Source organism: Bacillus thermotolerans, assembly GCF_000812025.2.
GTDB lineage: Bacteria > Bacillota > Bacilli > Bacillales > Domibacillaceae > Quasibacillus > Quasibacillus thermotolerans.
Map to the genome: position 1 here is coordinate 94,652 of NZ_JWJE02000008.1, position 22,424 is coordinate 117,075.

At 45.7% G+C, this 22,424-nt stretch carries 24 protein-coding genes; 11 read left to right on the forward strand and 13 right to left on the reverse strand.

Annotated features, from left to right (window positions below; all coding sequences use genetic code 11):
* Positions 1–19: 19 nt before the first annotated feature.
* The 3 genes from QY97_RS05380 to QY97_RS05390 are packed head-to-tail and all read left to right on the forward strand — an operon-like array spanning position 20 to position 3,125.
* Positions 20–1,306, forward strand: a complete 1,287-nt coding sequence (locus QY97_RS05380; RefSeq protein WP_039235439.1) for an ArgE/DapE family deacylase — start codon at positions 20–22, stop codon at positions 1,304–1,306.
* Between the two features lie 46 nt (positions 1,307–1,352).
* The gene (locus tag QY97_RS20605; RefSeq protein WP_166701675.1) at positions 1,353–1,529 is read left to right on the forward strand and encodes a hypothetical protein; all 177 of its coding nucleotides are present in this window, start codon (positions 1,353–1,355) and stop codon (positions 1,527–1,529) included.
* Positions 1,530–1,532: 3 nt separating this feature from the next.
* Positions 1,533–3,125 carry a sodium:solute symporter family protein gene (locus tag QY97_RS05390; protein ID WP_039235441.1) on the forward strand — a complete coding sequence of 531 codons (1,593 nt, stop codon included), beginning with the start codon at positions 1,533–1,535 and terminating at the stop codon, positions 3,123–3,125.
* A gap of 143 nt (positions 3,126–3,268) precedes the next feature.
* Here QY97_RS05390 and QY97_RS05395 read toward each other — a convergent pair whose 3' ends face one another.
* Both QY97_RS05395 and QY97_RS05400 read right to left on the reverse strand, forming a co-directional pair.
* Positions 3,269–3,766 (reverse strand): 2,4'-dihydroxyacetophenone dioxygenase family protein, encoded by a 498-nt coding sequence (locus tag QY97_RS05395; protein WP_039235443.1) that lies wholly within the window; start codon positions 3,764–3,766, stop codon positions 3,269–3,271.
* A 190-nt stretch (positions 3,767–3,956) separates the two neighbouring features.
* Positions 3,957–6,236: a sigma-54-dependent Fis family transcriptional regulator gene (locus QY97_RS05400; protein WP_039235445.1), complete on the reverse strand. Its 2,280-nt coding sequence runs from the start codon at positions 6,234–6,236 to the stop codon at positions 3,957–3,959.
* A gap of 292 nt (positions 6,237–6,528) precedes the next feature.
* Between QY97_RS05400 and QY97_RS05405 the strand changes: the two genes are divergently transcribed.
* From QY97_RS05405 to QY97_RS20380, 7 genes are all read left to right on the forward strand, one after another.
* The gene (locus QY97_RS05405; protein WP_039235448.1) at positions 6,529–6,711 is read left to right on the forward strand and encodes a hypothetical protein; all 183 of its coding nucleotides are present in this window, start codon (positions 6,529–6,531) and stop codon (positions 6,709–6,711) included.
* Positions 6,704–8,128 (forward strand): amidase, encoded by a 1,425-nt coding sequence (locus QY97_RS05410; protein WP_039235451.1) that lies wholly within the window; start codon positions 6,704–6,706, stop codon positions 8,126–8,128. Before QY97_RS05405 ends, QY97_RS05410 begins: the two co-directional genes overlap by 8 nt.
* A 266-nt stretch (positions 8,129–8,394) precedes the next feature.
* Complete coding sequence (locus tag QY97_RS05415) at positions 8,395–9,666, forward strand: ATP-binding protein (RefSeq protein ID WP_082090278.1); 1,272 nt, start codon at positions 8,395–8,397, stop codon at positions 9,664–9,666.
* A gap of 11 nt (positions 9,667–9,677) precedes the next feature.
* Positions 9,678–10,571 (forward strand): response regulator, encoded by an 894-nt coding sequence (locus QY97_RS05420; protein WP_039235454.1) that lies wholly within the window; start codon positions 9,678–9,680, stop codon positions 10,569–10,571.
* A gap of 144 nt (positions 10,572–10,715) precedes the next feature.
* Complete coding sequence (gltP, locus tag QY97_RS05425; RefSeq protein ID WP_039235456.1) at positions 10,716–11,996, forward strand: glutamate/aspartate:proton symporter GltP; 1,281 nt, start codon at positions 10,716–10,718, stop codon at positions 11,994–11,996.
* A 114-nt stretch (positions 11,997–12,110) separates the two neighbouring features.
* Positions 12,111–12,536, forward strand: a complete 426-nt coding sequence (locus QY97_RS05430; protein WP_039235459.1) for a MaoC family dehydratase — start codon at positions 12,111–12,113, stop codon at positions 12,534–12,536.
* Positions 12,537–12,863: 327 nt separating this feature from the next.
* Entirely contained in the window at positions 12,864–13,004 is a 141-nt protein-coding gene (locus QY97_RS20380; protein WP_157761882.1) for a hypothetical protein, read from the forward strand.
* Positions 13,005–13,048: 44 nt separating this feature from the next.
* On the opposite strand, the gene QY97_RS05435 is transcribed toward QY97_RS20380, so the two are convergent.
* From QY97_RS05435 to QY97_RS05460, 6 genes are all read right to left on the reverse strand, one after another.
* Positions 13,049–13,408 carry a hypothetical protein gene (locus QY97_RS05435; protein WP_052725959.1) on the reverse strand — a complete coding sequence of 120 codons (360 nt, stop codon included), beginning with the start codon at positions 13,406–13,408 and terminating at the stop codon, positions 13,049–13,051.
* Positions 13,409–13,598: 190 nt separating this feature from the next.
* Positions 13,599–13,808 carry a helix-turn-helix domain-containing protein gene (locus QY97_RS05440; RefSeq protein ID WP_039235462.1) on the reverse strand — a complete coding sequence of 70 codons (210 nt, stop codon included), beginning with the start codon at positions 13,806–13,808 and terminating at the stop codon, positions 13,599–13,601.
* A gap of 10 nt (positions 13,809–13,818) precedes the next feature.
* Entirely contained in the window at positions 13,819–14,310 is a 492-nt protein-coding gene (locus QY97_RS05445; protein ID WP_039235465.1) for a DUF2975 domain-containing protein, read from the reverse strand.
* Positions 14,311–14,547: 237 nt separating this feature from the next.
* Entirely contained in the window at positions 14,548–16,884 is a 2,337-nt protein-coding gene (gene helD, locus QY97_RS05450) for an RNA polymerase recycling motor HelD (RefSeq protein WP_039235468.1), read from the reverse strand.
* Between the two features lie 257 nt (positions 16,885–17,141).
* Positions 17,142–18,260, reverse strand: a complete 1,119-nt coding sequence (locus QY97_RS05455; RefSeq protein ID WP_039235471.1) for a metallophosphoesterase — start codon at positions 18,258–18,260, stop codon at positions 17,142–17,144.
* Positions 18,261–18,386: 126 nt separating this feature from the next.
* Positions 18,387–18,659 carry a DUF1292 domain-containing protein gene (locus QY97_RS05460; RefSeq protein ID WP_039235556.1) on the reverse strand — a complete coding sequence of 91 codons (273 nt, stop codon included), beginning with the start codon at positions 18,657–18,659 and terminating at the stop codon, positions 18,387–18,389.
* A 218-nt stretch (positions 18,660–18,877) separates the two neighbouring features.
* Between QY97_RS05460 and QY97_RS05465 the strand changes: the two genes are divergently transcribed.
* Positions 18,878–19,444, forward strand: coding sequence for a GNAT family N-acetyltransferase (locus QY97_RS05465; RefSeq protein ID WP_039235474.1), 567 nt, complete (start codon positions 18,878–18,880; stop codon positions 19,442–19,444).
* A 66-nt stretch (positions 19,445–19,510) separates the two neighbouring features.
* On the opposite strand, the gene QY97_RS05470 is transcribed toward QY97_RS05465, so the two are convergent.
* The 5 genes from QY97_RS05470 to QY97_RS05490 all read right to left on the reverse strand — a co-directional run bounded on the left by QY97_RS05470 (position 19,511) and on the right by QY97_RS05490 (position 22,366).
* Complete coding sequence (locus QY97_RS05470) at positions 19,511–20,260, reverse strand: STAS domain-containing protein (RefSeq protein WP_039235477.1); 750 nt, start codon at positions 20,258–20,260, stop codon at positions 19,511–19,513.
* The gene (locus tag QY97_RS05475) at positions 20,253–20,912 is read right to left on the reverse strand and encodes a cobalamin B12-binding domain-containing protein (RefSeq protein ID WP_039235480.1); all 660 of its coding nucleotides are present in this window, start codon (positions 20,910–20,912) and stop codon (positions 20,253–20,255) included. Before QY97_RS05475 ends, QY97_RS05470 begins: the two co-directional genes overlap by 8 nt.
* Positions 20,909–21,277 carry a hypothetical protein gene (locus QY97_RS05480; protein ID WP_039235483.1) on the reverse strand — a complete coding sequence of 123 codons (369 nt, stop codon included), beginning with the start codon at positions 21,275–21,277 and terminating at the stop codon, positions 20,909–20,911. The genes QY97_RS05475 and QY97_RS05480 overlap by 4 nt, the downstream gene beginning before the upstream one ends.
* Entirely contained in the window at positions 21,274–21,579 is a 306-nt protein-coding gene (locus QY97_RS05485; RefSeq protein ID WP_039235486.1) for an antibiotic biosynthesis monooxygenase family protein, read from the reverse strand. The genes QY97_RS05480 and QY97_RS05485 overlap by 4 nt, the downstream gene beginning before the upstream one ends.
* A gap of 328 nt (positions 21,580–21,907) precedes the next feature.
* Complete coding sequence (locus QY97_RS05490; protein ID WP_039235559.1) at positions 21,908–22,366, reverse strand: divergent PAP2 family protein; 459 nt, start codon at positions 22,364–22,366, stop codon at positions 21,908–21,910.
* Between the last annotated feature and the right edge of the window lie 58 nt (positions 22,367–22,424).

The window sequence follows — 22,424 nt, forward strand, 5'->3', positions numbered from 1 at the left end:
TCTATACGAGGTGAACATAATGGAAAATACAGTAACGAACGTAATGGCGAAAGTATTTGAAGAAGTAGAAGCGTCTTGGGAAGAGGAAGTGCGCTTCTTACAGGATCTCGGGCGTTTCCCTTCTACACTCGGCAATGAGGAGCCGATTCAGCGTTTCATTGCCGACTTTTTAGAAAAGGAATTAAAATTAACCGTTTCTAAAGTCATCCCTGATCCGGAAAAATTATCTTCCCATCCGGGGTACTCTAAGCCTGAATGGTCCTACGAAAACAGACCAGTGGTTGTCGGCGAATACCGTGCCAGCGGAGAGAAACAAGGAAAAAGCGTGATTTTCCAAGGACACATTGATGTTGTCAGCCCTGAACCCACGTCCACCTGGAGCTATGATCCGTGGGGATCTACCATCGTCGGAAACAAAATGTACGGACGCGGGATTGCTGATATGAAAGCCGGCGTCGCCGCGATGATCTTTGCCCTAAAAGCGATTCGCTCGGCCAATGTGGAGCTCTCGTCAGACGTGCTGATTAAAACGGTCACAGAGGAAGAATGCACAGGAAATGGAGCTTTAGCGGCCATTGAGGAAGGATTCAAAGCCGATGCTGCCCTTATCCCTGAACCTCTGGGCCAGCAAGGGTTAACCGCTCAGGTTGGCGTCATCTGGGTTCGAATCAACGTCAAAGGGTTAGGCGCCCACACAGAAAGAGCCGATCAGGCTGTCAATGCGATCGTGCAAAGCTACAAAATGGTCGACGCTCTCTTAGAATACGAAAAAGAATTAAATAACCGCCCGAAGCATGAGGCGTTTGCGCAGCACCCTCACCCAAACAACATTAACATCGGGAAAATTCACTCCGGAGACTGGCCTTCAACCGTTCCTTCTGAATGTACGATTGAAGCGAGAGTCGGCTTTCCGCCAGGGGTGAATCCACAGGAAATAAAGGATGAATTAAAGGCCTTCTTGCTGAAAGCCGCTGAGAAGGATGAATGGCTCCGTGAAAACCCGCCGGAGATCAGCTTTTACGGCTTCCACGCTGAAGGGTTTGCGATTGATCCAAATCAAGACTTGTTCAAGACACTAGAGAAGGCTCACCAGGTCGTAGAGGAGCGTCCGCTGACAACCGCTTCTTTTACCGGCACAACAGATGCACGGTTTTACAATCTCTACTATGATATTCCGTCTACCTGCTACGGGCCTACGGGGGCGAGTCTTCACGGTCCCGATGAATGGGTGGACTTAGAGAGCGTGAAACGGGTCACCAAAACATATGCTGCCTTTTTACTAGAATGGTGCAAATACAAAGCTTAATTGGACGACCATGATGTTTATTCACTCTTAAAGGGGGCTGATTCCAGTGAATACCGGTGCATTGCTATTATTTGTTAACGCCATTTTAACGACTCTGCTGTCCGCTGGCATTGTTATTTGGATTCTGCGAAAAGAATACTTGCCAACTATTAAAAGATTGGAAGAGGAAGAACAAACAAATAAAAATATGGAGTTTCGTAATCAAATGAAGAAGGAGAGTTAATAGATGGAGAGGATTGTATTCTTTATCGTAGTGGCTATCTATATCCTTGCTGGGGTGGCTGTTACTAGATATGTAAAGAACAAAGACGATTTTTATGTGATGAGTGAGAAAGGGTCGACCCTTTTAATTGTCGGAACGCTGGCGGCTACTTATTTAAGTGCCGTTACCCTCCTTGGGATCGGCGGCATGGTGTATAACGAAGGCCCTGTCCCTCACGTAGCCTTCGGTTCCTTTGGCGCCTGGTTGGGAACGTTATTTGCTGTTATTTACGTCGGCAGAAAGATGAAATCATTAAATTGCCAAACGATTCCTGACTTTTTCGAAAAGCGGTTTAACAACAAATGGGTAACTGTCATTGCGGTTTCCATCATGATCATCGCCCTCTTAGGATACGGGGTGGTCCAGTTAATCGGTGCCGGAGTCGTGCTGGCAGAGATTTTAGACATCCCATTCCCGGTTTTGATCTTGCTGTTCACAGGGGCTCTTTTAATCTTTAGCGCCTTAGGCGGCATGTTTGGTGTCGTGGTAACCGACACGTTAATGTTTTTCACGATGCTGGCTATTTCCCTTATCATTGCTCCATTAATCATTGGCCAAGCTGGCCTGGACCAGATTAAGAGCTTAGGTGAAGTGATTCCAAATTATTGGGGAGTCACGGGAGCAGAGGAAAGGCCGATGGGCTGGGTCGTTTCCCAGTTTTTAATGTGGATTTTGTTCTTCGGCTGCACACCTGCATTAGTATCGCGGGTATTTCCAGCGAAAAATGACTTTGTTGTTTTAAAAACAGCCGTGATCGGTATTTTCTGTGCGCCATTAATGCAAATTTTTATATTCCTGGCAGCGGCTGCGATGCAAGTCCTCCAGCCGGGCATTGATCCAGCTGACCGGATGTTCATTGTCGGCTTAATGGATTACACCCCTTCTGCCCTAGCAGGAGTTGGACTAGCCGGACTGATGGCTTCCATTATGTCTACCGCCTCTACCCTCTTTGTCTTAACAGGCTTTGCCTTGGCGAAAGACTTATTTGAAAATGTGCTTCATAAGGATATAGATGAAAAGAAAGGGCTCATTCTAGGTCGGGCGGCTCAAATTGTGATTGCGGTTGTCGTTTGCATTATTGCCATCATGCAGCCTTCCTCGATCTTTTGGATCTCAATTTATGCAGGCTCCATTTTCGCTGTTTCCTGGATGCCGACCATCATTGCCAGCTTTGAATGGAAGCGCATGAACAGCAAAGCCGCCATTGCCAGCATGTCAGCCGGAGTCATCAGCTTTATTGTACTCGGAGAACTGAACAAAAGAGAAGTGATCCATTTATCGCCGAACTTTGATCACTTTTACGTCTCCATTATCATCTCGATTGCTGCCCTGCTGCTAACAGGGTTTCTCACCAAGCCCACCGAACATGAACAGTTTTACTATGAACAAATGAAAACATCGAAGCTTTCTACTTCTACGATTCAATCCATCCTGGCCAAACCGAACGGACTGGCGGAATTAAGAAGCGAATACAAGAAGACATTCACCTATGCGGTTTCATTTGTTGTTATTTCTGTTGTTCTCTGGGGATATTTTATTGTAAATATGGCTCTTTAATGATGAAGCAACCCCCTCTGGTGAGTGAGGATGCCAGGGGGGGAATGAATCGTCTTAAAAAGCAGCTGAAAAAACCACTAACGCAGACAGTTAGTGGTTTTTTCATCCCATTCACTATTCAATAGAAAATGCATTTATTCACCTTACAAAAACAGTTCCTTGTTAATCGGAATATTATTTTCCCGGCAATACGTTTCATAATGATTGATCATCCAAAAGGTATCCATAACAAGATTCGTGTTTTCATCTTCATCCAAAAACTCTAAGACCCCATGTACATGGAAATATATTTTTGCTCCATGATCTGACACAAGGGTATGCGTTCTGCCCGGACTCTCGCATACAAAGTCTCCCGCTCGAGACACCCAGTCATATTCTTCATATCTCCAGCTGCCCTCTAGTGTCATCGCTTGTACAGGTCCGCGGTGGCGATGAATGCCCAGTCCCCCATAACCGTCCACTCTTAAAATGACAGCCGTTGAGTTATTGCGCACATCAAAGTTGAGATAACGAATATACACGTTTTCAGACAAAAATGGCATCCACGGTGATGTTTCCTCTGATGAACTGATATAGCCTTCCTCTACGGCATACTTGTCCCTTGCTTGGTCCACCGCACGCTCAATTTCAATTAAAGACATCTCCCTACACCCCTCATCGTTAGACTCTACAGCTTCTATAGCTTAATATAAAATTCAGAATATTTCAAATAAATTGATTAGAATTCTCTCAACTTACCTCTTTTAATTAGATGATTATACAGCTAAACAGGAACTTCCTAATAAAACAGAGATTAATAAAGAATAAAAGAAGGGTACCTCCACCCTTCTTTTAAACAATGACACCGTACTCTTTTATTTTACGATATAAGGTGCTTCTAGCAATGCCTAAGCGCTCGGAGGCATCCTTTACCGTTTTTGCTTCTTTTAAAGCTTGCTCAATGAGCTGCTTTTCGTAATTCTTCATGGACGTCGGCTGGCGCTCTTTCCGCTTGTAATAGCCTAATAGTGTTTTTGGCAAATGGTCAAGTTCAATTTGCTGATGGTCTTTCCCGGCAAGCAGGAATGCTCTTTCCAGTACATTTTTCAGTTCTCTAATATTACCTGGCCAATGATACTGGATGAATGCTTGCACCACTTCATTACTGATACTTTCAGGTCCCTCCCCATATAACTGAACGAACTGCTGCAGGAGTTCGCGTGAGAGGTGTGCAATATCTTCCGTGCGCTCTCTCAGCGCTGGAATCGTAATAGACAATACGTTTAACCGGTAAAATAAATCTGATCGAAAAGAGCCGTTATAGGCGATTTCCTCGGCGAGGTTGCGATGAGTGGCGGCTATAATTCTCACGTCGACTTCTCTCTCTTTCGTGTCACCGAGACGGACGATCCTCTTCGTTTCGAGTGCTCTTAACAGGACAACCTGCAGCTCGAGCGGCATATCGCCAATTTCATCAAGAAACAATGTTCCTCCATGGGCCGCTTCAAATTTCCCTATGGATCCTCCCCTTTTAGCACCTGTAAACGCGCCATCCACAAAGCCGAACAGCTCACTCGTAATGAGTTCTCTCGGCAGCAAACCAGTATTAACAGCAATAAACGGACCTTGTTTCCGGTCGCTCTGCTCATGAATGGTTCGAGCCATTACCTCCTTCCCTGTTCCTGTCTCTCCAAGAATTAAGACATTTGCTGCAGAGCGGGAGGCTAGCTTCGCCACCTCAAGCTCTTGCCGATACCCCTCACTGAATGTCTCGATATGACCGAATGCAAACAACGAATCTTTAACGACTTCGTTTCTCTTTGGCTTAAGCATGTATACGTGCTGATGGCTCGCTTGATAGTGCTGTGTATGAAAAGACTGGTAAATATCCTGAAGTCTCTTTCTAGTAAGAAGTTGCTCTTCATGAAGTCCCGTCATTTGAGCGGCCTTGCTGCTCAGATAGAGAACTTCCCTCCGCTCGGACAACACGAGGATTGCCTCCTCACTCACCCTGCCCCACGTTTCAAGCACCACTTCATTTAAACGTTCGGTTTGACTGAGTTTCGCTCTAAATGGCCTTGGAGGAATGCTTCCCTCTGAATCCCAAACAATCTCAAACTGGCCATCCGCTTGAGCCTTGCCGATTTTTACCGGCCTGGCTAAATGGCGGTGATCGGCATCCACATACACTTGACCGCCTGCTGTTTCAAGCGTCCTGGCGCTCAAATGATGAAATACATGACGATAACCTGTACTTTTCCCTTCTAGCACACTGTCAATCACCAGTTTCGTTCCTAAATACGTATTAAACATAACAGAGGAAATAGCCCGGTCTTTCCCAACTGCTCGATGAAATTTAGTAACAAACTCTGCATTCAAAGGACTTGCAATCGACTGAAAATACCCGGCAGAACTATAATGTCCTGCCCCGTACTCGTGTCCCATGGCAGCGATTTCTGTCTCTTTCGTAATCGGGCTGAAAATAGGCAGTTCTTCTGGCTGAACCCCCACCCTCTTATATTGACGGTAAAACGAAATGACACTGTTCCCCACAAGCGTCGAAAAAATAGCGTCCGGCTTTTTCAAATGGATATCCTCTAAAATTTTATAAAAATTCCTTTGTCCAAAAGGAACATAGGCCTCTCCAACGACCGTTCCTCCGACCTCCTGCAAATAAGTTCGGACCTGATCATTGGTTTGCCTTGGATAAATATAATCCGTTCCTATGCAATACACTTTATTACCATATTGGTTTGTAAAGTAATCTAGAAGGGTACGAACTTGCTGATTGGGCACTTCCCCGGCGTAAAATACATTCGGATGGCATTCATGCCCCTCGTACAAAGTAGGATAGACGAGTAGACAATCATATTTTTCTAATATCGGTAAAATGGCTTTCCGGCAGGCCGACGTGTAACAGCCTATAAAAATCTTGACTCCTTCTTTGGCAAGCGCCTCTGCTTCTTGGGCACTCTTAAGCGGATCTGAGCAAATATCACGGGTGATCGCTTCAATCGCATATCCTTTCTCCTGATACTCACTCATCGCAAACACGGCCGCTTCATATTGCCCCTTTTCAGTAATGGACGTCGTCCCTGTGAGCGAAAACAACAAACCAATTTTTATCTCCATGTCGTTTCCCCATCCCCTTGTCTCATTTTAAGAAAGCTGTCTCAAAATAGGACAACCTACATTCTTCCTTATCATACATATTTCCATATAATTTTACGAATATTCTGTCTCATTTTGAAACACGGCTATTTACACCCCATCCTGTTATGTAAGCATTTTAACGTGGCACGGAACTTGCGAGTATAGTGATGAGAATCACCACCTAGTCACTAAACATCTATCTCATAGAGTATGTTCCTATACTTACTGAAGAAGCTTTACCGTACTTAAGATGAAAAGGAGAGGGTTAACAATGAAATTATCCGTGCGTGAGAGACTGGAAGACCAAGGAATCAGCGTAAAAGAAGATCATATTTCCGTTCTTGAAAAGCGCTGGCAAGCCATTGAACAAATGAAGGTCCAAACGAAGGATGCATCCTTGGCCGACTATGACATTTCGCTTCGCAATATTCCTGGAGGTGACCACATTGAGTAAAGAACTGATCGCAAAATCTGTAGAAGAACTAGCCCCTTTAATTAAAAACAAAGAAGTATCGTCTCTTGAATTAACAAAAGCTGTATTGGATCATGCAGAATCTCAAAACGAGAGTATTAACGCTTATATCAGCTTTACGCGTAAACAGGCAGAAGAAACCGCTAAGCAAATGGATAAAGAACTTTCTGCGGGGAATTACCGCGGTATGTATCACGGCATTCCAATGGCCATTAAAGATAACTTGTACTTCAAAAATGAAGTGACGACGATGGCCTCGAACATTCATAAAGACTTCGTTTCCGACTATGACGCCACTATTATCAGCAAAATGAGAGAAGCCGGAATCGTATTTACCGGAAAGTTGAACATGCATGAGTATGCATGGGGAATCACGACAAACAATCCTCATTACGGAGCTTGTCGCAACCCATGGGATTTAGAGAAGATTCCTGGGGGATCCAGCGGCGGATCCGGCGCAGCAGTAGCGGCAGACATGAGCGTAGCCTCACTTGGAACGGACACAGCCGGCTCCATTCGCATTCCTTCTTCCGCATGCGGCATTGTAGGCCTAAAACCGACGCACGGCAGAGTAAGTAAATACGGCTGCTTCCCTCTTTCCTGGTCACTTGACCATATTGGGCCGATGACGAAAACGGTGAAAGATGCGGCTGGGCTGCTCGAAATTATTGCCGGTTTTGACCCAAATGATCCGACTTCGGTAAATGCCCCGGTCGACCGCTACGTAGAAAAATTGACAGGAAATGTGAAGAACCTGGTCATTGGAGTGAATGAAGAATATTTCTTCAATAATGTAGATGCAGAAGTAGAAAAGCTTGTCAGAGCTGGAATCCAAGCGTTAGTGGATCAAGGCGCAAAGGTGAAGGAAGTCAGCATTCCTGCATTGAGACATGCAGAATATGCAGAAATGATCACGATTTTAACAGAGGCGGCAACCATTCACCACAAAAACCTGCAGGAACGCCCTGAAGACTTCGGAGACGATATCCGCTTGCTGTTTGAATTAGGTGAACTCCCTTCTGCTGTTGATTATCTACAAGCACAGCAGTTAAGAAGACAAATCAAGCTGGATTTCCAAAAGGCGTTTGAGGAAGTCGATGTATTAATCGCTCCTACCCTGCCAATTATTGCTCCGAAAATCGGCGAGGATCTTGCGGACCTAAATGGCCAGAAGGTTGATTTAATTGACCACATCATACGCTTCACCGGCCCAGGAAACCTAACGGGGCTTCCTGCTTTGACGGTTCCATGCGGACTTGTTAATGGCATGCCGGCTGGCCTCCAAATTATCGGTAATGTGCTCGAAGAAGGAACGGTATTGAATGCTGGTTACGCCTTTGAGCAAACGAACCCTATGAAAGGAAGGAAGCCTGGGTTTGCTAGCTCCTTACAGGGATAAATAGGTCTCGCTTACAGCTTAATATAGAAAGCCGTGGCCACCGCTGGCAAGCTAATTGTTGCTGGCGGCGGCTTTTTAATTCCTGTCTATTCGATACTATTCGACACCTCTATATAACCTGCTTTTTTTCTGCCTAACCAGCACTCTTGCCGCCCCTCTCTCTCCCCCTTCCCCGCCGCTCCGCCTTGACGCCAGAATCCATCGTACTATAATTGTTCCATGGCCGTTATGGCTGTATGTTGAATTTATATATAGAGGAGATATTCATGCTTTCTCACCGCAAATTATTTAGTACAGATCTTCGTGAGATGGATAAAGCGGCCCTGATCCTGACCGCCCTGTTAACAACGGTGGCGGGCGAGGTAAAGGTCGTGCCGTTTGAAGGCGAGGATTTCCGTTTGGGGCTGGGCAGCATTACGTTCTTTCTGCTGATCCTTATTTGGCCTCCCCTCTCGCTCGTTAGAACCGGGATCGTGACAGGAATCACGGTGATGTGTTTCCGTCTATTCAAGGACACGGTGATTCATGATATACCGGCGCCGGTCAGCCTCGCCCATGAATGGCCTGCTTTTTTATTCTATTTCCTGTTTGCGCTCGGCCTTCATATTGTGAAGATAGAGAAGTACAAAACCCTCCCCCTTGCTTTAGGCGCCTGGGCCTTCTTGTTCGAATCTATCGCCAATGGCGCCGAACAGCTTGTCCGGCACGGCTCCCTGTATGAAACACCGTTGGATACCCGGCAATGGACGTTGTTAATTGGTGTTGCTTTGCTGCGGAGCTACTTTGCCGTGGGTCTATACGCTTCCATTACGGTGTCCGAACAGAAGAAACGTATGCAGGAAATGCTGCAGGTCGGCTCTGAGCTTTATACAGAGACCCTTTATTTGCAGAAATCTATGAATCATATTGAACAGATCACCGCTCAAAGCCACGACCTGTATCGGAAGCTAAAGAAGCAGGAATTGCATCAGCTAAGCGTTCAAGCGCTGTCCATTGCCCAGGAAATTCACGAGGTAAAAAAAGATTCCCAGCGGATTCTATCAGGACTGACGAACATTACTTCAGAAAAGAAAGAGGACCCTATGCTTCTGTCATATGTAGGAAACCTTGTCATGATTGCGAATGAGAAATACAGCAAACTGTTAAAGAAGGACATTGCCTTTCATTTTCATACGTCTATCGATTTCCAAACGGATCAGCATATTCCCCTTCTCGCTCTCTTAAATAACCTTACAGCCAATGCGGTTGAGGCCATTATAGAAGGCGGAGAGGTGGAGCTGGAGATATTTGAGGAGGCCTCTTACACCTGTTTCATCATAAAAGATTCTGGCAAGGGCCTGTCAGAAGACGAGGTCTCTATTATTTTTGAGCCTGGCTACACGACAAAGTATAATGAGCAAGGTGTGGCTGCGACGGGAATCGGCCTATCTCATGTAAAAGAAATTGTTCAAACACTAGGCGGGCACATCCAAGTGGAGACCCTTGAAACAGGGACTGTTTTTCGAACTTGCCTGCCAACTAGCAACATACGAAAGTGAGCTGAATCCTATTGCGCTTTTTTATTGTAGATGATGATACAGCCAGCAGGACTATGCTGAAGAAAATTATCACAGAAAGCGACCTTGGCATCGTCACAGGCGAAGCGACAAGCGGGGCAGACAGCCTCGCTCCTATTCTCGCCATACAGCCTGATCTCGTCCTCATTGATTTATTAATGCCGGAATTAGACGGCATTGAAACGATGGAACAGCTGAGAGCGGAAGGATTCCAAGGTCAGTTTATTATGATTTCCCAGGTCGTCAACAAAGAAATGGTCGGAGAAGCTTATACAAAAGGCGTGGAGTTTTTCATACATAAGCCGATCAACCGGATCGAGGTGCAAAGTATTTTAAAGAAAGCCGCCGAACAGTACCGGCTGAAACAATCCCTGTTGACCATTCAAGAATCCCTGGCCAGCCTGGCATTCAGTCAAACGCCTAAAAAGCCGGCAAGCATTCGAGAAATGGTCTTGTCGACTCTTGGCCATATGGGCATTGCCGGAGAAACAGGCAGCAACGACATGATCGCTATTATCGAATGGCTGGTTACGCAATATCATGGCGGTTCCCAGCTGCCTCCTTTAAAGGACTTGTATGAGATGGCAGCCATGAAAGCCGCCCCCCATCAGGCAGATATCAAAAAGGAAAGCAAAGCCATTGAACAGCGGATTCGCCGAACCATTCTTGCGGCGATTCATCATCTAGCATCCTTAGGAGCCGTTGATTATACGAACCCTGACTTTGAATACTATGCTCCCCGCTATTTTGACTTTCAGGAAATAAGAAATTATATGAAGAACCTAGAAGATGGCCGAAGCGAGTCATCGAAAGTCAAAGTAAATATCAAGAAATTCCTGCAGGTGCTCTATCTTGAAATCAAAGAAAGATACCATGCCGCTTATTAGAACCATTCTTTACCTGCAAAAAAGAAGAAATTTCATACACAAATGTAGGATTTCGTAGAATTCTGTAGGTTGCCCGTATACTGATTTATGTATTGACTCCTTCAGGTGGGAGGATTTTTACATAAAAAGGGGGCAACTTATTGAATGAAGAAAAAATTTAAATTTTCGCTGGCCTATCAAATTCTGGTCGGCTTAGTGCTTGGTATTATTGTCGGCGCCATCTTTTATGGAAATCCGGCGGTTGAAACGTACCTGCAGCCAATTGGCGACATTTTCATCAATATGATCAAAATGATCGTCGTACCGATCATTATTTCTACATTGATTTTAGGCGTAGCCGGAACAGGTGATATTAAGCAGCTCGGTAAACTTGGCGGAAAAACGATCCTTTATTTTGAAATCGTTACCACGATCGCCATTGTGGTCGGCCTGCTGGCGGCTAACATATTCCAGCCTGGTGAAGGCGTGGACATGTCCAGCCTTTCAAAAGGAAACATTGACCAATATGTTCAAACAACAGAAGAAGTACAGAACGAAAGTCATGGCATTTTAGATATCCTTGTCGGCATCGTTCCAAGCAACGTGATTGACGCCATGGCCCAAGGCGAAATGCTTCCAATTATCTTCTTCTCTGTATTGTTCGGTTTAGGAATCGCCGCTATTGGCGAAAAAGGAAAACCCGTGCTGGCTTTCTTCGAAGGCGTGGCAGAGGCCATGTTCTGGGTAACCAACCTCATTATGAAATTTGCGCCATTTGGTGTATTTGCCTTAATTGGTGTAACCGTTTCGAAATTTGGCTTGGAATCGTTACTCCCTCTGGCAAAGCTAATGATCCTCGTCTATGGAGCGATGGCCTTCTTTATCGTGGCTGTGCTCGGCGGGATCGCCAAATTAGTCGGCATCAATATTTTCCGTATCATTAAGGTATTAAAAGATGAACTGCTTTTAGCCTATTCTACTTCCAGTTCAGAAACTGTCCTGCCAAAAATCATGCAAAAGCTGGAGAAGCTAGGATGCCCGAAAGATATCGTTTCTTTTGTGGTTCCAACTGGTTATTCCTTTAACCTCGATGGTTCTACCCTCTATCAAGCGATCGCCGCCATCTTCATTGCTCAAATGTACGGCATTGATTTAAGCATCACGCAGCAGGTTACACTCGTTCTTGTATTGATGGTCACTTCTAAAGGTATTGCTGGTGTACCGGGCGTATCTTTCGTCGTTTTACTAGCTACCCTGGGTACAGTCGGTATTCCTCTTGAAGGACTTGCCTTTATCGCCGGAATCGACCGTCTCCTTGATATGGCACGCACCGTGGTAAATGTTGTAGGTAACTCATTGGCGGCGGTGGTTATGTCTAAGTGGGAAGGCCGATTCGATTTGAAAAAAGGAAGAGCCTACTACGCTTCTTTCAAAAAAACAGCCTAATAGTTTAGGAAAAAGGCGCATCACCGCCATCGAGTGATGTGCCTTTTTGTTTTGCCCCCCTCCTAAATAAGCTAATATAATGAAGAAGAGCAATTATGAAGTAGAGGTGTACAAATGAAACTGGATGAGTTTACGGTTGGACAGGTATTTACAACAAAATCATTGAAACTAACAAAAGAAGCGATTATGGAGTTTGCAAGTGAGTATGACCCCCAGTACATGCATATGGATGAGGAAAAAGCGAAACAAGGAAGATTCAATGGAATCATTGCTTCCGGCATACATACGCTGGCTCTCTCCTTTAAGCTGTGGGTAGAGGAAGGGGCTTACGGTGAAGACATCATCGCGGGCACACGGATGAATAACCTTAAATTTGCGAAGCCCGTGTATCCCGGAGATGAGCTGCATCTAACGGTTGAAGTGATTGATAAGAAGCCGATGAGAAATCAAACAGGCATCCTTACAGTTTTATTATCGACGTTCAATCAGAAAGAAGAAAAAGTATTTGAGGGCGAGCTGTCCGTATTGATGAATCAGTAAATGATAGTTGGGCCCCTCTCCGCTGCATAAAAAAGGAGCTTGGATACCCAAGCTCCTTTCAGACTGTAGACAAACTCGATGGAAATCGAGCGTCTGCAGTCTTTTTATTTTGCCTGTAAGTGTGTTGATTTCCACTCCAGACGCTTCGCTTTCCGCGGGGCGGGCGGTGAGCCTCCTCAAGCTCCACTTTGCGGGGTCTCACCTATCCCGCTGATCCCGCAGGAGTCTGCGCGTCTTCCGTTCCAATCAACAAGAGTAATCAAGTTCATATAGCCGTACAGTCAGCCTTGTTTTAAAATGATAGAAAACAGACTTGAGGTGACGACAGTGATTTCGAAACATTATTCCATTCAGCGAGACCAAATAGAGATGATTGCTTTAGACCAGCTGGTGTCCCAGGGCCATTTGGTCCGTAAAATGGCGGCAGCGATTGACTTTTCTTTTATTTACGAGCTCCATTTAAAATAATTTTCATGACTTTTTCTTCAACTAAAGCACCCATTGCCTCATCTTTACATATGCGATAGCCCGTTTAGGAATAAAGCGAAAACAAAGCTGATAAAGGTAAAGCCTGCCAGTGGAACGGCAAAGGCTTTGTTGTTTCTAAACTCAAGCAGCGCAAACACAGCACTTAAAGCACAAATAGTCAACCACATCGGGATAAACATTAAATCTGCCACATTGGCAGGAAGCAATGTATAAAAACCTGTCACGTATAATATCCAATTGATGATTAGCAGGCCGAATAGACAATAAGACCCCTTATAAGGAGATGGACCTTTTCCGTGTTTTTTAACCATTAACAGCGGCAGAAAGAAAGTCATCACCAATATCATTCCAAATAAACCCATTAAGATCGAAGTTAGCCCCAAGAGTCTCCCTCCTTTTGCATGGAATGCCTAAACGATTCTGCCTTTTGGTGTAAGAGCATTATTTCACCAGCTCTATCTTCGTTTTGCATGAAACTTCCGTTTACCTTCAAACATAGCCCACTATCCTGCAGTGAGCTATGTTAGATGCATTTAGGCAGAGGCTTTAAATACTTAGCCAACCATCTCTGAATTAATCCTCTTCCCTGTATTCCAAAATATCTCCCGGCTGGCATTCTAGCGCCTTGCAAATCGCCTCTAATGTGGAAAACCGAATGGCCTTGGCCTTTCCATTTTTCAATATAGAAAGGTTCGCCATGGTGATCCCCACCTTCTCCGAAAGTTCCGTCACGCTCATTTTCCTCTTTGCCAGCATCACATCAATATTGATGACAATTGCCATATTATTCACCTCAGACCGTTAAATCATTTTCGGATTTTATATCGATGGCTTCCTGTAAAAGCCTTTGAAGAACAGCCGCGAAAACGGCAACCACCAGGGGCGCAAAAATCATGACCATTCCGATGAGTATGAGACCCGGAGCGTCGTCTACCTCCGCTAAGGCATAAACGAATGGCAGGCCTGCCACATACAAGCCGCTGATTATAAGGGCACAGTTTTTGATTTTCTTTAGAGCTCTTACAGATAACTTTGAGAAAGCCAGGTTCTTGTCAATATAATTCAAAAGGTTAAAGGATTGATACAAAGCAAAGTAAAATGGGACGGCTGACACATACATCACCATTAAAAGAGCATAGACCGCAAAAGCTATGTCTGCTCCCCTTCTTGCCGCTTCATTCGCCTCCCCCGCTATCTGAGGCAGCAAAAACAGGCACATCGCCAAAACTGGAATGCCAATAAAAATAACAGCTGCCCTTAAAAAGAGCGTTGAACTTCGTTTCATAGAAAAGCACCTCACTTATTTGTTTGCGAATTTGATTTTAATACATTATTTATCGTTTTACAATAAATAATTATTGATTAATATTATATTTTTATTGTTGAGTAAATATCCCTTTCATTTCAGAAAAACGATTTGCCCCGCAAGAGCGCTGAAGATCTGGACATAAAAAAAGACCATCCTTTCGATGGTCTTCCCTAACTAAAGCACCCCGTTACCCGGGATCATTTGCTTGTCTTATCAGGCCTCGATGAACCCCTCCTGTAATGCGCTTCTTACAAACGGACTCGGCTCCCCTACGCTGTAGAGCTGCAGGTTATGCATAGCTCTAGTGCAGGCAGTGTAGAACATTCTGCGCAGGCTTTCCTCACCATATACTTGCTCCGATGCGTCATAAATGATCACGGCATCGAATTCAATTCCCTTGGATAAATACGCCGGTATGACCACTACGCCTTGCTCATATTCAAGCGAGTTGCTCTTTAAAAGCTTTATGCCGTCGATACCAGACAAGGATTCATAGGCACGCATACTCTCCTCAGCAGATTTGCATATGATCGCAATGCTATTCAGCCCCTGATTCTGTAAATCTGCAACCTTGGCGGCAATGCAGCTGTGCAGCTCTGCGTGATCAGCCACCTGTTTCAGCGCAGGACGTTCACCGTCGCGTTCAAAAGGAATGATCCTTTCTCCATTAGGCACGAGTCTTCGTGTGAATTCAATGATTGGTTTGGTCGACCGGTAACTCCGTGTAATATTGATCCACTCTGTTTGATCCGGTCCGTACAGGCTGGTAAGCATGTGAAAATCAACCTTTTCGCTCGCATGGGCAAATATCGCCTGATTAAAGTCGCCGAGCACGGTCATCCTTGCCGCCGGAAACAAACGCTTCAAAAACTCAAATTGAAACGGAGAATAATCCTGCGCTTCATCCACAACAATGTGCTTGATCGAGCTGTTCGTCTGGAAGCCTTGAATCAGCTCCTTCAGAAGTAAAAACGGAGTGGCATCTTCATAAAACAGCTTCTCTTCATCCAGCATGTTCAGCGTCTCCTCGCAGATCGCTGCCCATTCCGCTGGTGTCTCCCCTTTCATCCAATGTGTAATCTGCTCAGGGTCAGCGAAAAGCTGCTTGTATATGCCCTTAAAGTCGACAAAACGAAGCGCGCGGACTCGTCTTCGCAGCGGCTTCAATTTTTGATGAACAATCAATTGGGCAAGTGCTTTTGGCTCCATTTCATAGTCGGCCATCTCTTCCCTTTTAAAGCCTCGTTTCTCCGCTAAGTACGCATGTGCCTCGTGGTACTCCTCGTTGCTGAGCAGCTCGATTTCCTCCTGCACCCACGGCTTTTTCCTTTCAGCTTTCTGAACCTCATTGATTTCTTTAATAAGCCACTCCCTCAACTTCTCAAGCCGATTATGGAAGCGAAGGGATGTGTCATGACTATAAAACCGTTCTGCTATTTGCTGGGCGGTCACGACCGGCTCCCCTCTGAAGGTAATGTCCTTAAACAGCATGCCCGATGATTCCAGTGACTGTCTATATGACTGGATCGCTTCAAAAAAATGGGCAGATGCTTTAAAACGGATACTCGCAAGCCTTGAGCTGTACAAAGGAGTATGCGGCGCGGTTAACACATATTCCAATTGTTCATAAGGAGTTTCAACATGAAATTCTTTGCTCAGGCGATGATCCAAGTATTCTTGAAAGGTGACCTGCTGCATATTCTCTTCACCGAGTTCGGGCAGTACATTGGACACGTAACTGCTAAACATGGAGTTAGGCGAAAAAAGAATAATTTGATCAGCATTCAAATGATCCCGATATTTGTAGAGCAAATAAGCAATCCGCTGCAGGGCGGCCGATGTCTTGCCGCTGCCTGCTGCACCGTGAACAATAAGCAGCCTTCCGCGGTCATGGCGGATGATCCGGTTTTGCTCCTGTTGAATGGTTGCTACGATATTGTGCATCTGTTTATCATTGCCTTTGCCCAGGACCTGCTGCAGAATCTCGTCTCCGATGGTGAGACTCGTATCGAACATAGATTGAAGAACGCCACCACGGATCAGATACTGCCACTTTTTCTCCAATATGCCTTGGACTGTGCCCCCGGGTGTTTCATACTTAGCCGGACCGGGCTGGTAATCGTAGTAAACGCTCGAGACAGGAGCCCTCCAGTCGTAAATCAGGAAGTCTTCTCCATTCGCATCACTCAGCGAGGAAATACCGATATAAATTTGTTCCTGAGCGGGCTCTCCCTCTTCAAGAAAATCGATCCGACCGAAATAGGGAATCTCCTGCATTCGGTGCAGCGTGGATAAACGCTTAGAGGCTTGTCTATGGGTGCTTTGGTTGACGGACAGTGCTTGGGCCTCTTGCCTTAAGCCGATAATGGTCTCTAGATAATCATCAAACGTATCCGTATTCACCTTCACCTCATCCCAGAAGTGCCTGCGGATCCGAACCACTTCATCCTTACGTCTGGCCGTTTCTTTTTCCAACCTGCTGATTTCCTCCGTAATGATCTCCATTACATTGTCTACTCGCTCTTGCTCCCGCTGAAATTCCGAATTCACAGCACACACTCCTTAAAAAGTTTATAAAAGGGTTGACTAGCGCATCAATTACGTCGTATAATTATAATAGGGATAATACATAAAAAAATAAATAAACAGCATATATCTATACAACTTTATCATAAACGCGTATTTTTTTCAACGTTTATAGAAAGAGCAGTATTTACGTTGAAAACGTTAAACACTGCTCTTTTTTATTTCCACAAATGAGCCAGCAAAAACCTATACGCCTTCCCCAGCTGCACCGCTTGTTCTTTTTAACCTTCTGTCTCTGCCTCGAATGTCACATCAATTTCTACCACTTCTGACCGGGTGCCCAGGCGAATTGGCGGTCCCCAAAAGCCGAATCCTGACGTCACAATGGAATGCAGCTGTTCCTTCTGCAGGTATCCCCAGTCGTTTTCATATATCGCATCGGTGATCAGGTTTCCCGGGAATACTTGTCCGCGGTGAGTATGGCCGGAGACCATTAAGTCGACTCCATCATATTGCGCGATACCGAGCTCGTATGGCTGGTGGTCCAATAAAATGACCGGCTTAGAATGGTTCACCCCTTCCATCAAATAAGAGAGGGCCACACGGTTCGGGTCGCTTCGGTCTTTTCGCCCTATTAAGGTGAAGGTGTCGTCCACTGTGACCGCTTCATCATATAAGACGCGCATGCCGCTCCGTTCAAGAAGCTCGATCAGCTCCTCCATCGTCCCGTCATACTTATCGTGATTGCCAAGCGTCGCATACACCCCGTAAGGCGCCTCGATCTGAGCGAGAAGGCGGTCGATGCCCTGATCCTTATAAGGCTCAATGTCATCATCAAAAAGGTCTCCCGGAAACAGAACGATATCAGGCTCCAATGCATTTACCTCCCGCACTAAACGAGCAGCATGGTCTTTTCCGGAAAGCACGCCAAAGTGCATGTCCGCAGCCATCACCACCTTCAAGGATGAAAGCGAAGAGGCTTGCTTCGGAATGTGGACCTCATAGGAGCGGACGACTGGACTATATGCCTGGTAGGACCCGTAAGCAAGAAGGAACACGACAAGCACCAGTGTCACCACGCCTGTCCAGAGCCGTGTCCGGTCATGCGGCAGCTGCGTATAGCGCAGCAGCCAGACGGTCACGCGTGCTAAAGGCACAAGAATCAGCAGCAAATAAAAAATAGCCAGCCAGTACGCGCTGATCATGCCGAGTATCCGGTGGTTAGAAGACAGCTGACCGAGAAGGAAGGAACTCGCTACAACGGCCAACACGACTATGTATAAATAGGAAAACCGCCTGGAGGAAGTCCACAGCTTAATCCAGCTCATCCCCCTCCAGCCGATATAAAACACAAGCGCCGCATATAGTAAAAGTGCAACAAACCCTATAAGAATGAACATAATTTGCCTCTCCTATCGATCATCCAATCAGGCAAGCTGTATGGATCATTATCCTATACTTTAGCATAAAGCGTCCTGAAGAGAAAAACAGCAAAAAACCTTGCCTCAGCAAGGTTTTTTGCCTCTTCAATCTTCCTTCATGATCTCGTCAAAGGCAGCTGACACTTTATCGAATTCCTCATTGCTTTCCACCGCGCTGAAATCGCCATCCTCGTCCACCTTTAGGAAAAATACATCCAGGTCTTCCTCTGTCCCTTCCTGGATATCCTCCACAAAGCCGACTGCGGCGTATTCTGTTCCCTCCAGGTTGATCACTGACAGCACTTCCACTTCCTGTTCCTCATCGTTCTCATCGACAATCGTAAAAATCTCGCCTACTTCAATGTTTTCCTTTTCCATGGAACGGCTCCTCTCCTTTTTCAAAAGAAAATTTTCATCCATCTAATTGGATTCCTACTCATTGTATTTCCAATCAGGAAGAAAATCATGCAGAAACTACCGGTTTCCCAATATTCCCGTTCTGTCCCCCGCTGCTTCATCAAACGGATCGTGCTTTCCGGGAGGAATCGGCTGAAACATATGGAACATATATCTTTAAGATAAAGGAGGGTTTGAGAATGGTTCACGTCACATTAGTTCCCCATCACCCAAAATATGCAGAAGCAATGTCACACTTATCTTCCGCTCCTCAGGTCAAGGATGCTTTAGGCCTTAGTGATGACCAAACATCGGTAGAGGGTACGACATCCTTCATTGAATTTATCATTGAACAGGAACGGGCAGGGACACAATATTCGAGAGTGATTTTAAACGAAGAGAAGCATCTTGTAGGTGTCATTACCCTTAAAGACATTAACACGGACAATAAAACAAGCCATATCGGCACGTGGATCGGCTATCCGTATTGGGGCAAAGGGTACAATCAGCTAGCTAAAAAAGAAATCCTTTATACGGCCTTTACTCAATTGGACTTGGAGTATGTGTTCGCGGGCGCTCAAGTGTCTAATATTCGTTCTCAGAAGGCACAGGAGAAGCTCCCTTACATTAGGCTGAACGTAGAGAAAGAATTCCCTGAAGAGCACAAAAAAATAGAAGCCCAAGTGAAGGCTGAGTGTGTGCTGCATGTGATTGAAAAAGAAGCGTTTTTAAAGGATTATACTCACACAGCCAATCAGTCAGGTTAAGGACCCCCTGTCGCTCAGACGAAAAAGAGAAGCCCTCCTGCTGGGAAGGGCTTCTCTTCTATTCTCTTATTGAATCGTTTCTTTAATCGCGTCTCGCAAGCTCTTAATGAACGAAGCATCAATATCCACTCCGGCGTTATTCACTACAAAGGCGTGCTGCGGCTTAACGCCGGTGACGATCGAACGCGCGCCCATTAGCTTCAGCTGGCTAATGAGCTGTCCGAAGGCGCCCATCCCCTCTTCGGTGATGTCGCCCACTCCGTGGAAGTCAAAAATCACCTGCTCATAGTCCCCTTTTGCTGCTTCATGTGTGAACCTGAACTCATTTTGCACAATCAGAAGGTGGTCGAGCGTGCCAAACAGCGGAACGAGCGCTGTCTGCTTAGAGAGTTTAATAAAAGGGCCGGACAATTCCCGAATGTTTCGGAGAGATTCCTCAAGCGCCTCTTTCTTCTCAAACAGCTCAAAGTTTGTCTCAGATAAACGAAGACGCTGCTTCTCGACGGTCTCTATTAAGTCATTGAGGCTTTGAACCTTTTCCGTGCATATAATGTATCCCCATTCCTTATGCCAATTGATGCGAACCGTGAACAATGAAAATGGCGAATCCTTTGTCGCCATTTTCAGCTCCCCTTCAGCGGATTTGAAGCCATTCTTCAACAGACGCTCTGCCTTTTTTCTGCTTTCACTGTCCACCAGCTCAAGGAAGTTCATCGCAGGACCAAACGTGAAGCCCGATGATTGGGAGCGCTCCATAATATATAAATGCTGATCAACGACAAAGCAAGGATAAGGTAAAAATTCGATACTAGACATGATGATCCTTCCCGCATACAAAGATGGGCATCCACCTTTGTATGTCTTCCAATTTTTCTATGAATATTGCAGAGCTGGAAGTGTCCGAGCTAAAATCGTACTTCGGGATGAGCCGGCCGCCTACAAGGAGAGCCGGCGAATGCGCCAGTTCTTCAAGGGCAGCTATATACATAGACAGCTTGTCCGCACTGTAAAGGGTAGTGAAGGACAGACCAATCACATCCGGCCTCCAGCTCTCAGCCATGTTCAGCACGTATTCAAGCGGCAGGTTCGGTCCTAAAAATCTCGTTTCCCAGCCTTGTTCTTCAAATAAGAGAGAGGCCATCTTCAGTCCTAAATAATGCTGCTCCTGTTCAAGACAAAAGAACATCGCCTTCTTGTTGGCCGGCTGCGTCTTATTGTCTTGCTGTCTGTAAAAGAAATAACGGGACAGCAAAAAATCACAGGTCGCACTGGCCAAATGCTCATCAGCTACCTTGATACGGTTCTCTTCCCACAGCTGTCCTATATAAATGAGTGCGTTCGTAATCAATTGCTGGTAAATCTCGAGGCTGCTTTTCCCTGCGTGTATTTCCTCCAAAAGCAGCTCCCACGCGGCATCCTGATGACCAGAGAGAAGGCAATCTGCAAAATGCTTCACCTGGCTGTTCACGAATGATCAGCCCCTTTAGTCCTTTCAAGCGAACGAATAGCCGCTCGCAGTAACGACGTGTACTCCGCTGTCTCAAGAGCTTCCGTACGGGAAAGTGCCCGCTCGATCCGCTCGAGGTTATCAACCAAGTGATCCGTCTGCATGCCTCTCGCTGTTAAAATATTATTCAGCCAGAGGGCATAATCTATGAAAAATTGCTCATTTTTTCTACTAGCAGCTATATGCAGCTGCTTAAAATGATGGTGGTTGTCTTCCCGGCATTTCTGCTTGCCGGCTTCTCCGTATTGAGTAAGCAAGGAGGGATCATCCGCATAAATGCCTTCTGTCACTTCACCAATGATCTGGTTAACCGTGCTTTCGTTCATTGCGCAACCACGTGAAACCGATTCACGACAGGAATAATCGACGCTAATTCCTGGTCCGGATATTTTTTCTCCAAATCATGGACCCGCTTATAGGCATCGCTCGTGGCCCAGCTTAAGTAGTCCTCCTTTGACTCCCAGCACAGCTGAACCGTCAATTCTCCCGGCTTCTTATCGTTTTGAAGAAGCTGGAAAGACACAAATCCTTTACATTCATCCACCATCTTCGAACGTTTATGGTAAATTCCAATCACTTCTTCTGCCTTTTCATCAGGCACGTGAAAGGTTGAATTGACAATATACATATAATCCCTCTCTCTTCCCTTTGCCAAATGTTTTCTTCGCTTTCAATGTATCCTTTAATGATAACGTACATTTTCGGACACTGCCACCATTTCGGTTTTAACCATAACTCTCTTTAAACCCAGACATCCAGCTGACCTGCCGTCTCGAGCCGGTGCAAAAGTGGCATTCAAAGTCATTTCATGACAAAAATCATATGCGTCTTTATTTGCTTCATGATCGATGGACACAGCAAAAGGAGCTGGTCACCTGCAGGCCAGCTCCTATTCCAGCTCTCTCCGATGCACTCGCTTATGTAGAGATTTCCGGAGGGTATCCAAGCTTTTTCCTTTATTTCCTGCCCATGTAATAGCCCGCCAGCCCGATGGCAGCTCCTAATAACCCGCCGCCGAGCACTTCCGCTGGCTGATGGCCGAGCATTTCCTTCAGCGGATCCGGTGACTTTTCCTCATAGGCCACTGAGTCAGCTTCGTGAATTTTATCAATCAGTTCATCCAAATCATTCACCTTTAAGGTCAGCTCTCCTGTATGCCTGCGGATTCCTTGCGCATCATACATGACGATTAAACCGAAGACGACCGCCAAGGCAAAATCAATGCTTGAGACGCCCCTTTGCTTAGCAATGTACGTAGCTAGAGAAGACACTCCGGCCGAATGGGAGCTGGGCATCCCGCCTGTCGCCAAAAACAGTTCCGGCTTCCATTCCTTTTTCTTCATATAATGAATCGGGATCTTTAAGCCTTGAGCAATTCCAATGCTCGATAACGCAATCACTATACCTCTATTCAAATGGCTCACCTCCATGTTATTTTGAAAAAAAGCGGCTGTTTTTATTCTCCTGTCGCAT

What these genes read in the sequence shown, in the direction of transcription:
- QY97_RS05380 (WP_039235439.1), top strand. Translation starts at nt 20, where the DNA reads ATGGAAAATACAGTAACGAACGTAATGGCGAAAGTATTTGAAGAAGTA.
- QY97_RS05455 (WP_039235471.1), bottom strand. Translation starts at nt 18,260, where the DNA reads ATGTTCATTCTTATAGGGTTTGTTGCACTTTTACTATATGCGGCGCTT.
- QY97_RS05415 (WP_082090278.1), top strand. Translation starts at nt 8,395, where the DNA reads ATGCTTTCTCACCGCAAATTATTTAGTACAGATCTTCGTGAGATGGAT.
- QY97_RS05390 (WP_039235441.1), top strand. Translation starts at nt 1,533, where the DNA reads ATGGAGAGGATTGTATTCTTTATCGTAGTGGCTATCTATATCCTTGCT.
- QY97_RS05395 (WP_039235443.1), bottom strand. Translation starts at nt 3,766, where the DNA reads ATGTCTTTAATTGAAATTGAGCGTGCGGTGGACCAAGCAAGGGACAAG.
- gltP (WP_039235456.1), top strand. Translation starts at nt 10,716, where the DNA reads ATGAAGAAAAAATTTAAATTTTCGCTGGCCTATCAAATTCTGGTCGGC.
- QY97_RS05430 (WP_039235459.1), top strand. Translation starts at nt 12,111, where the DNA reads ATGAAACTGGATGAGTTTACGGTTGGACAGGTATTTACAACAAAATCA.
- QY97_RS05440 (WP_039235462.1), bottom strand. Translation starts at nt 13,808, where the DNA reads ATGGCAATTGTCATCAATATTGATGTGATGCTGGCAAAGAGGAAAATG.
- QY97_RS05485 (WP_039235486.1), bottom strand. Translation starts at nt 21,579, where the DNA reads ATGTATATTGTCAATTCAACCTTTCACGTGCCTGATGAAAAGGCAGAA.
- QY97_RS05460 (WP_039235556.1), bottom strand. Translation starts at nt 18,659, where the DNA reads ATGGAAAAGGAAAACATTGAAGTAGGCGAGATTTTTACGATTGTCGAT.
- QY97_RS05480 (WP_039235483.1), bottom strand. Translation starts at nt 21,277, where the DNA reads ATGAACGAAAGCACGGTTAACCAGATCATTGGTGAAGTGACAGAAGGC.
- QY97_RS05445 (WP_039235465.1), bottom strand. Translation starts at nt 14,310, where the DNA reads ATGAAACGAAGTTCAACGCTCTTTTTAAGGGCAGCTGTTATTTTTATT.
- QY97_RS05470 (WP_039235477.1), bottom strand. Translation starts at nt 20,260, where the DNA reads ATGTCTAGTATCGAATTTTTACCTTATCCTTGCTTTGTCGTTGATCAG.
- QY97_RS05465 (WP_039235474.1), top strand. Translation starts at nt 18,878, where the DNA reads ATGGTTCACGTCACATTAGTTCCCCATCACCCAAAATATGCAGAAGCA.
- QY97_RS05405 (WP_039235448.1), top strand. Translation starts at nt 6,529, where the DNA reads ATGAAATTATCCGTGCGTGAGAGACTGGAAGACCAAGGAATCAGCGTA.
- QY97_RS05400 (WP_039235445.1), bottom strand. Translation starts at nt 6,236, where the DNA reads ATGGAGATAAAAATTGGTTTGTTGTTTTCGCTCACAGGGACGACGTCC.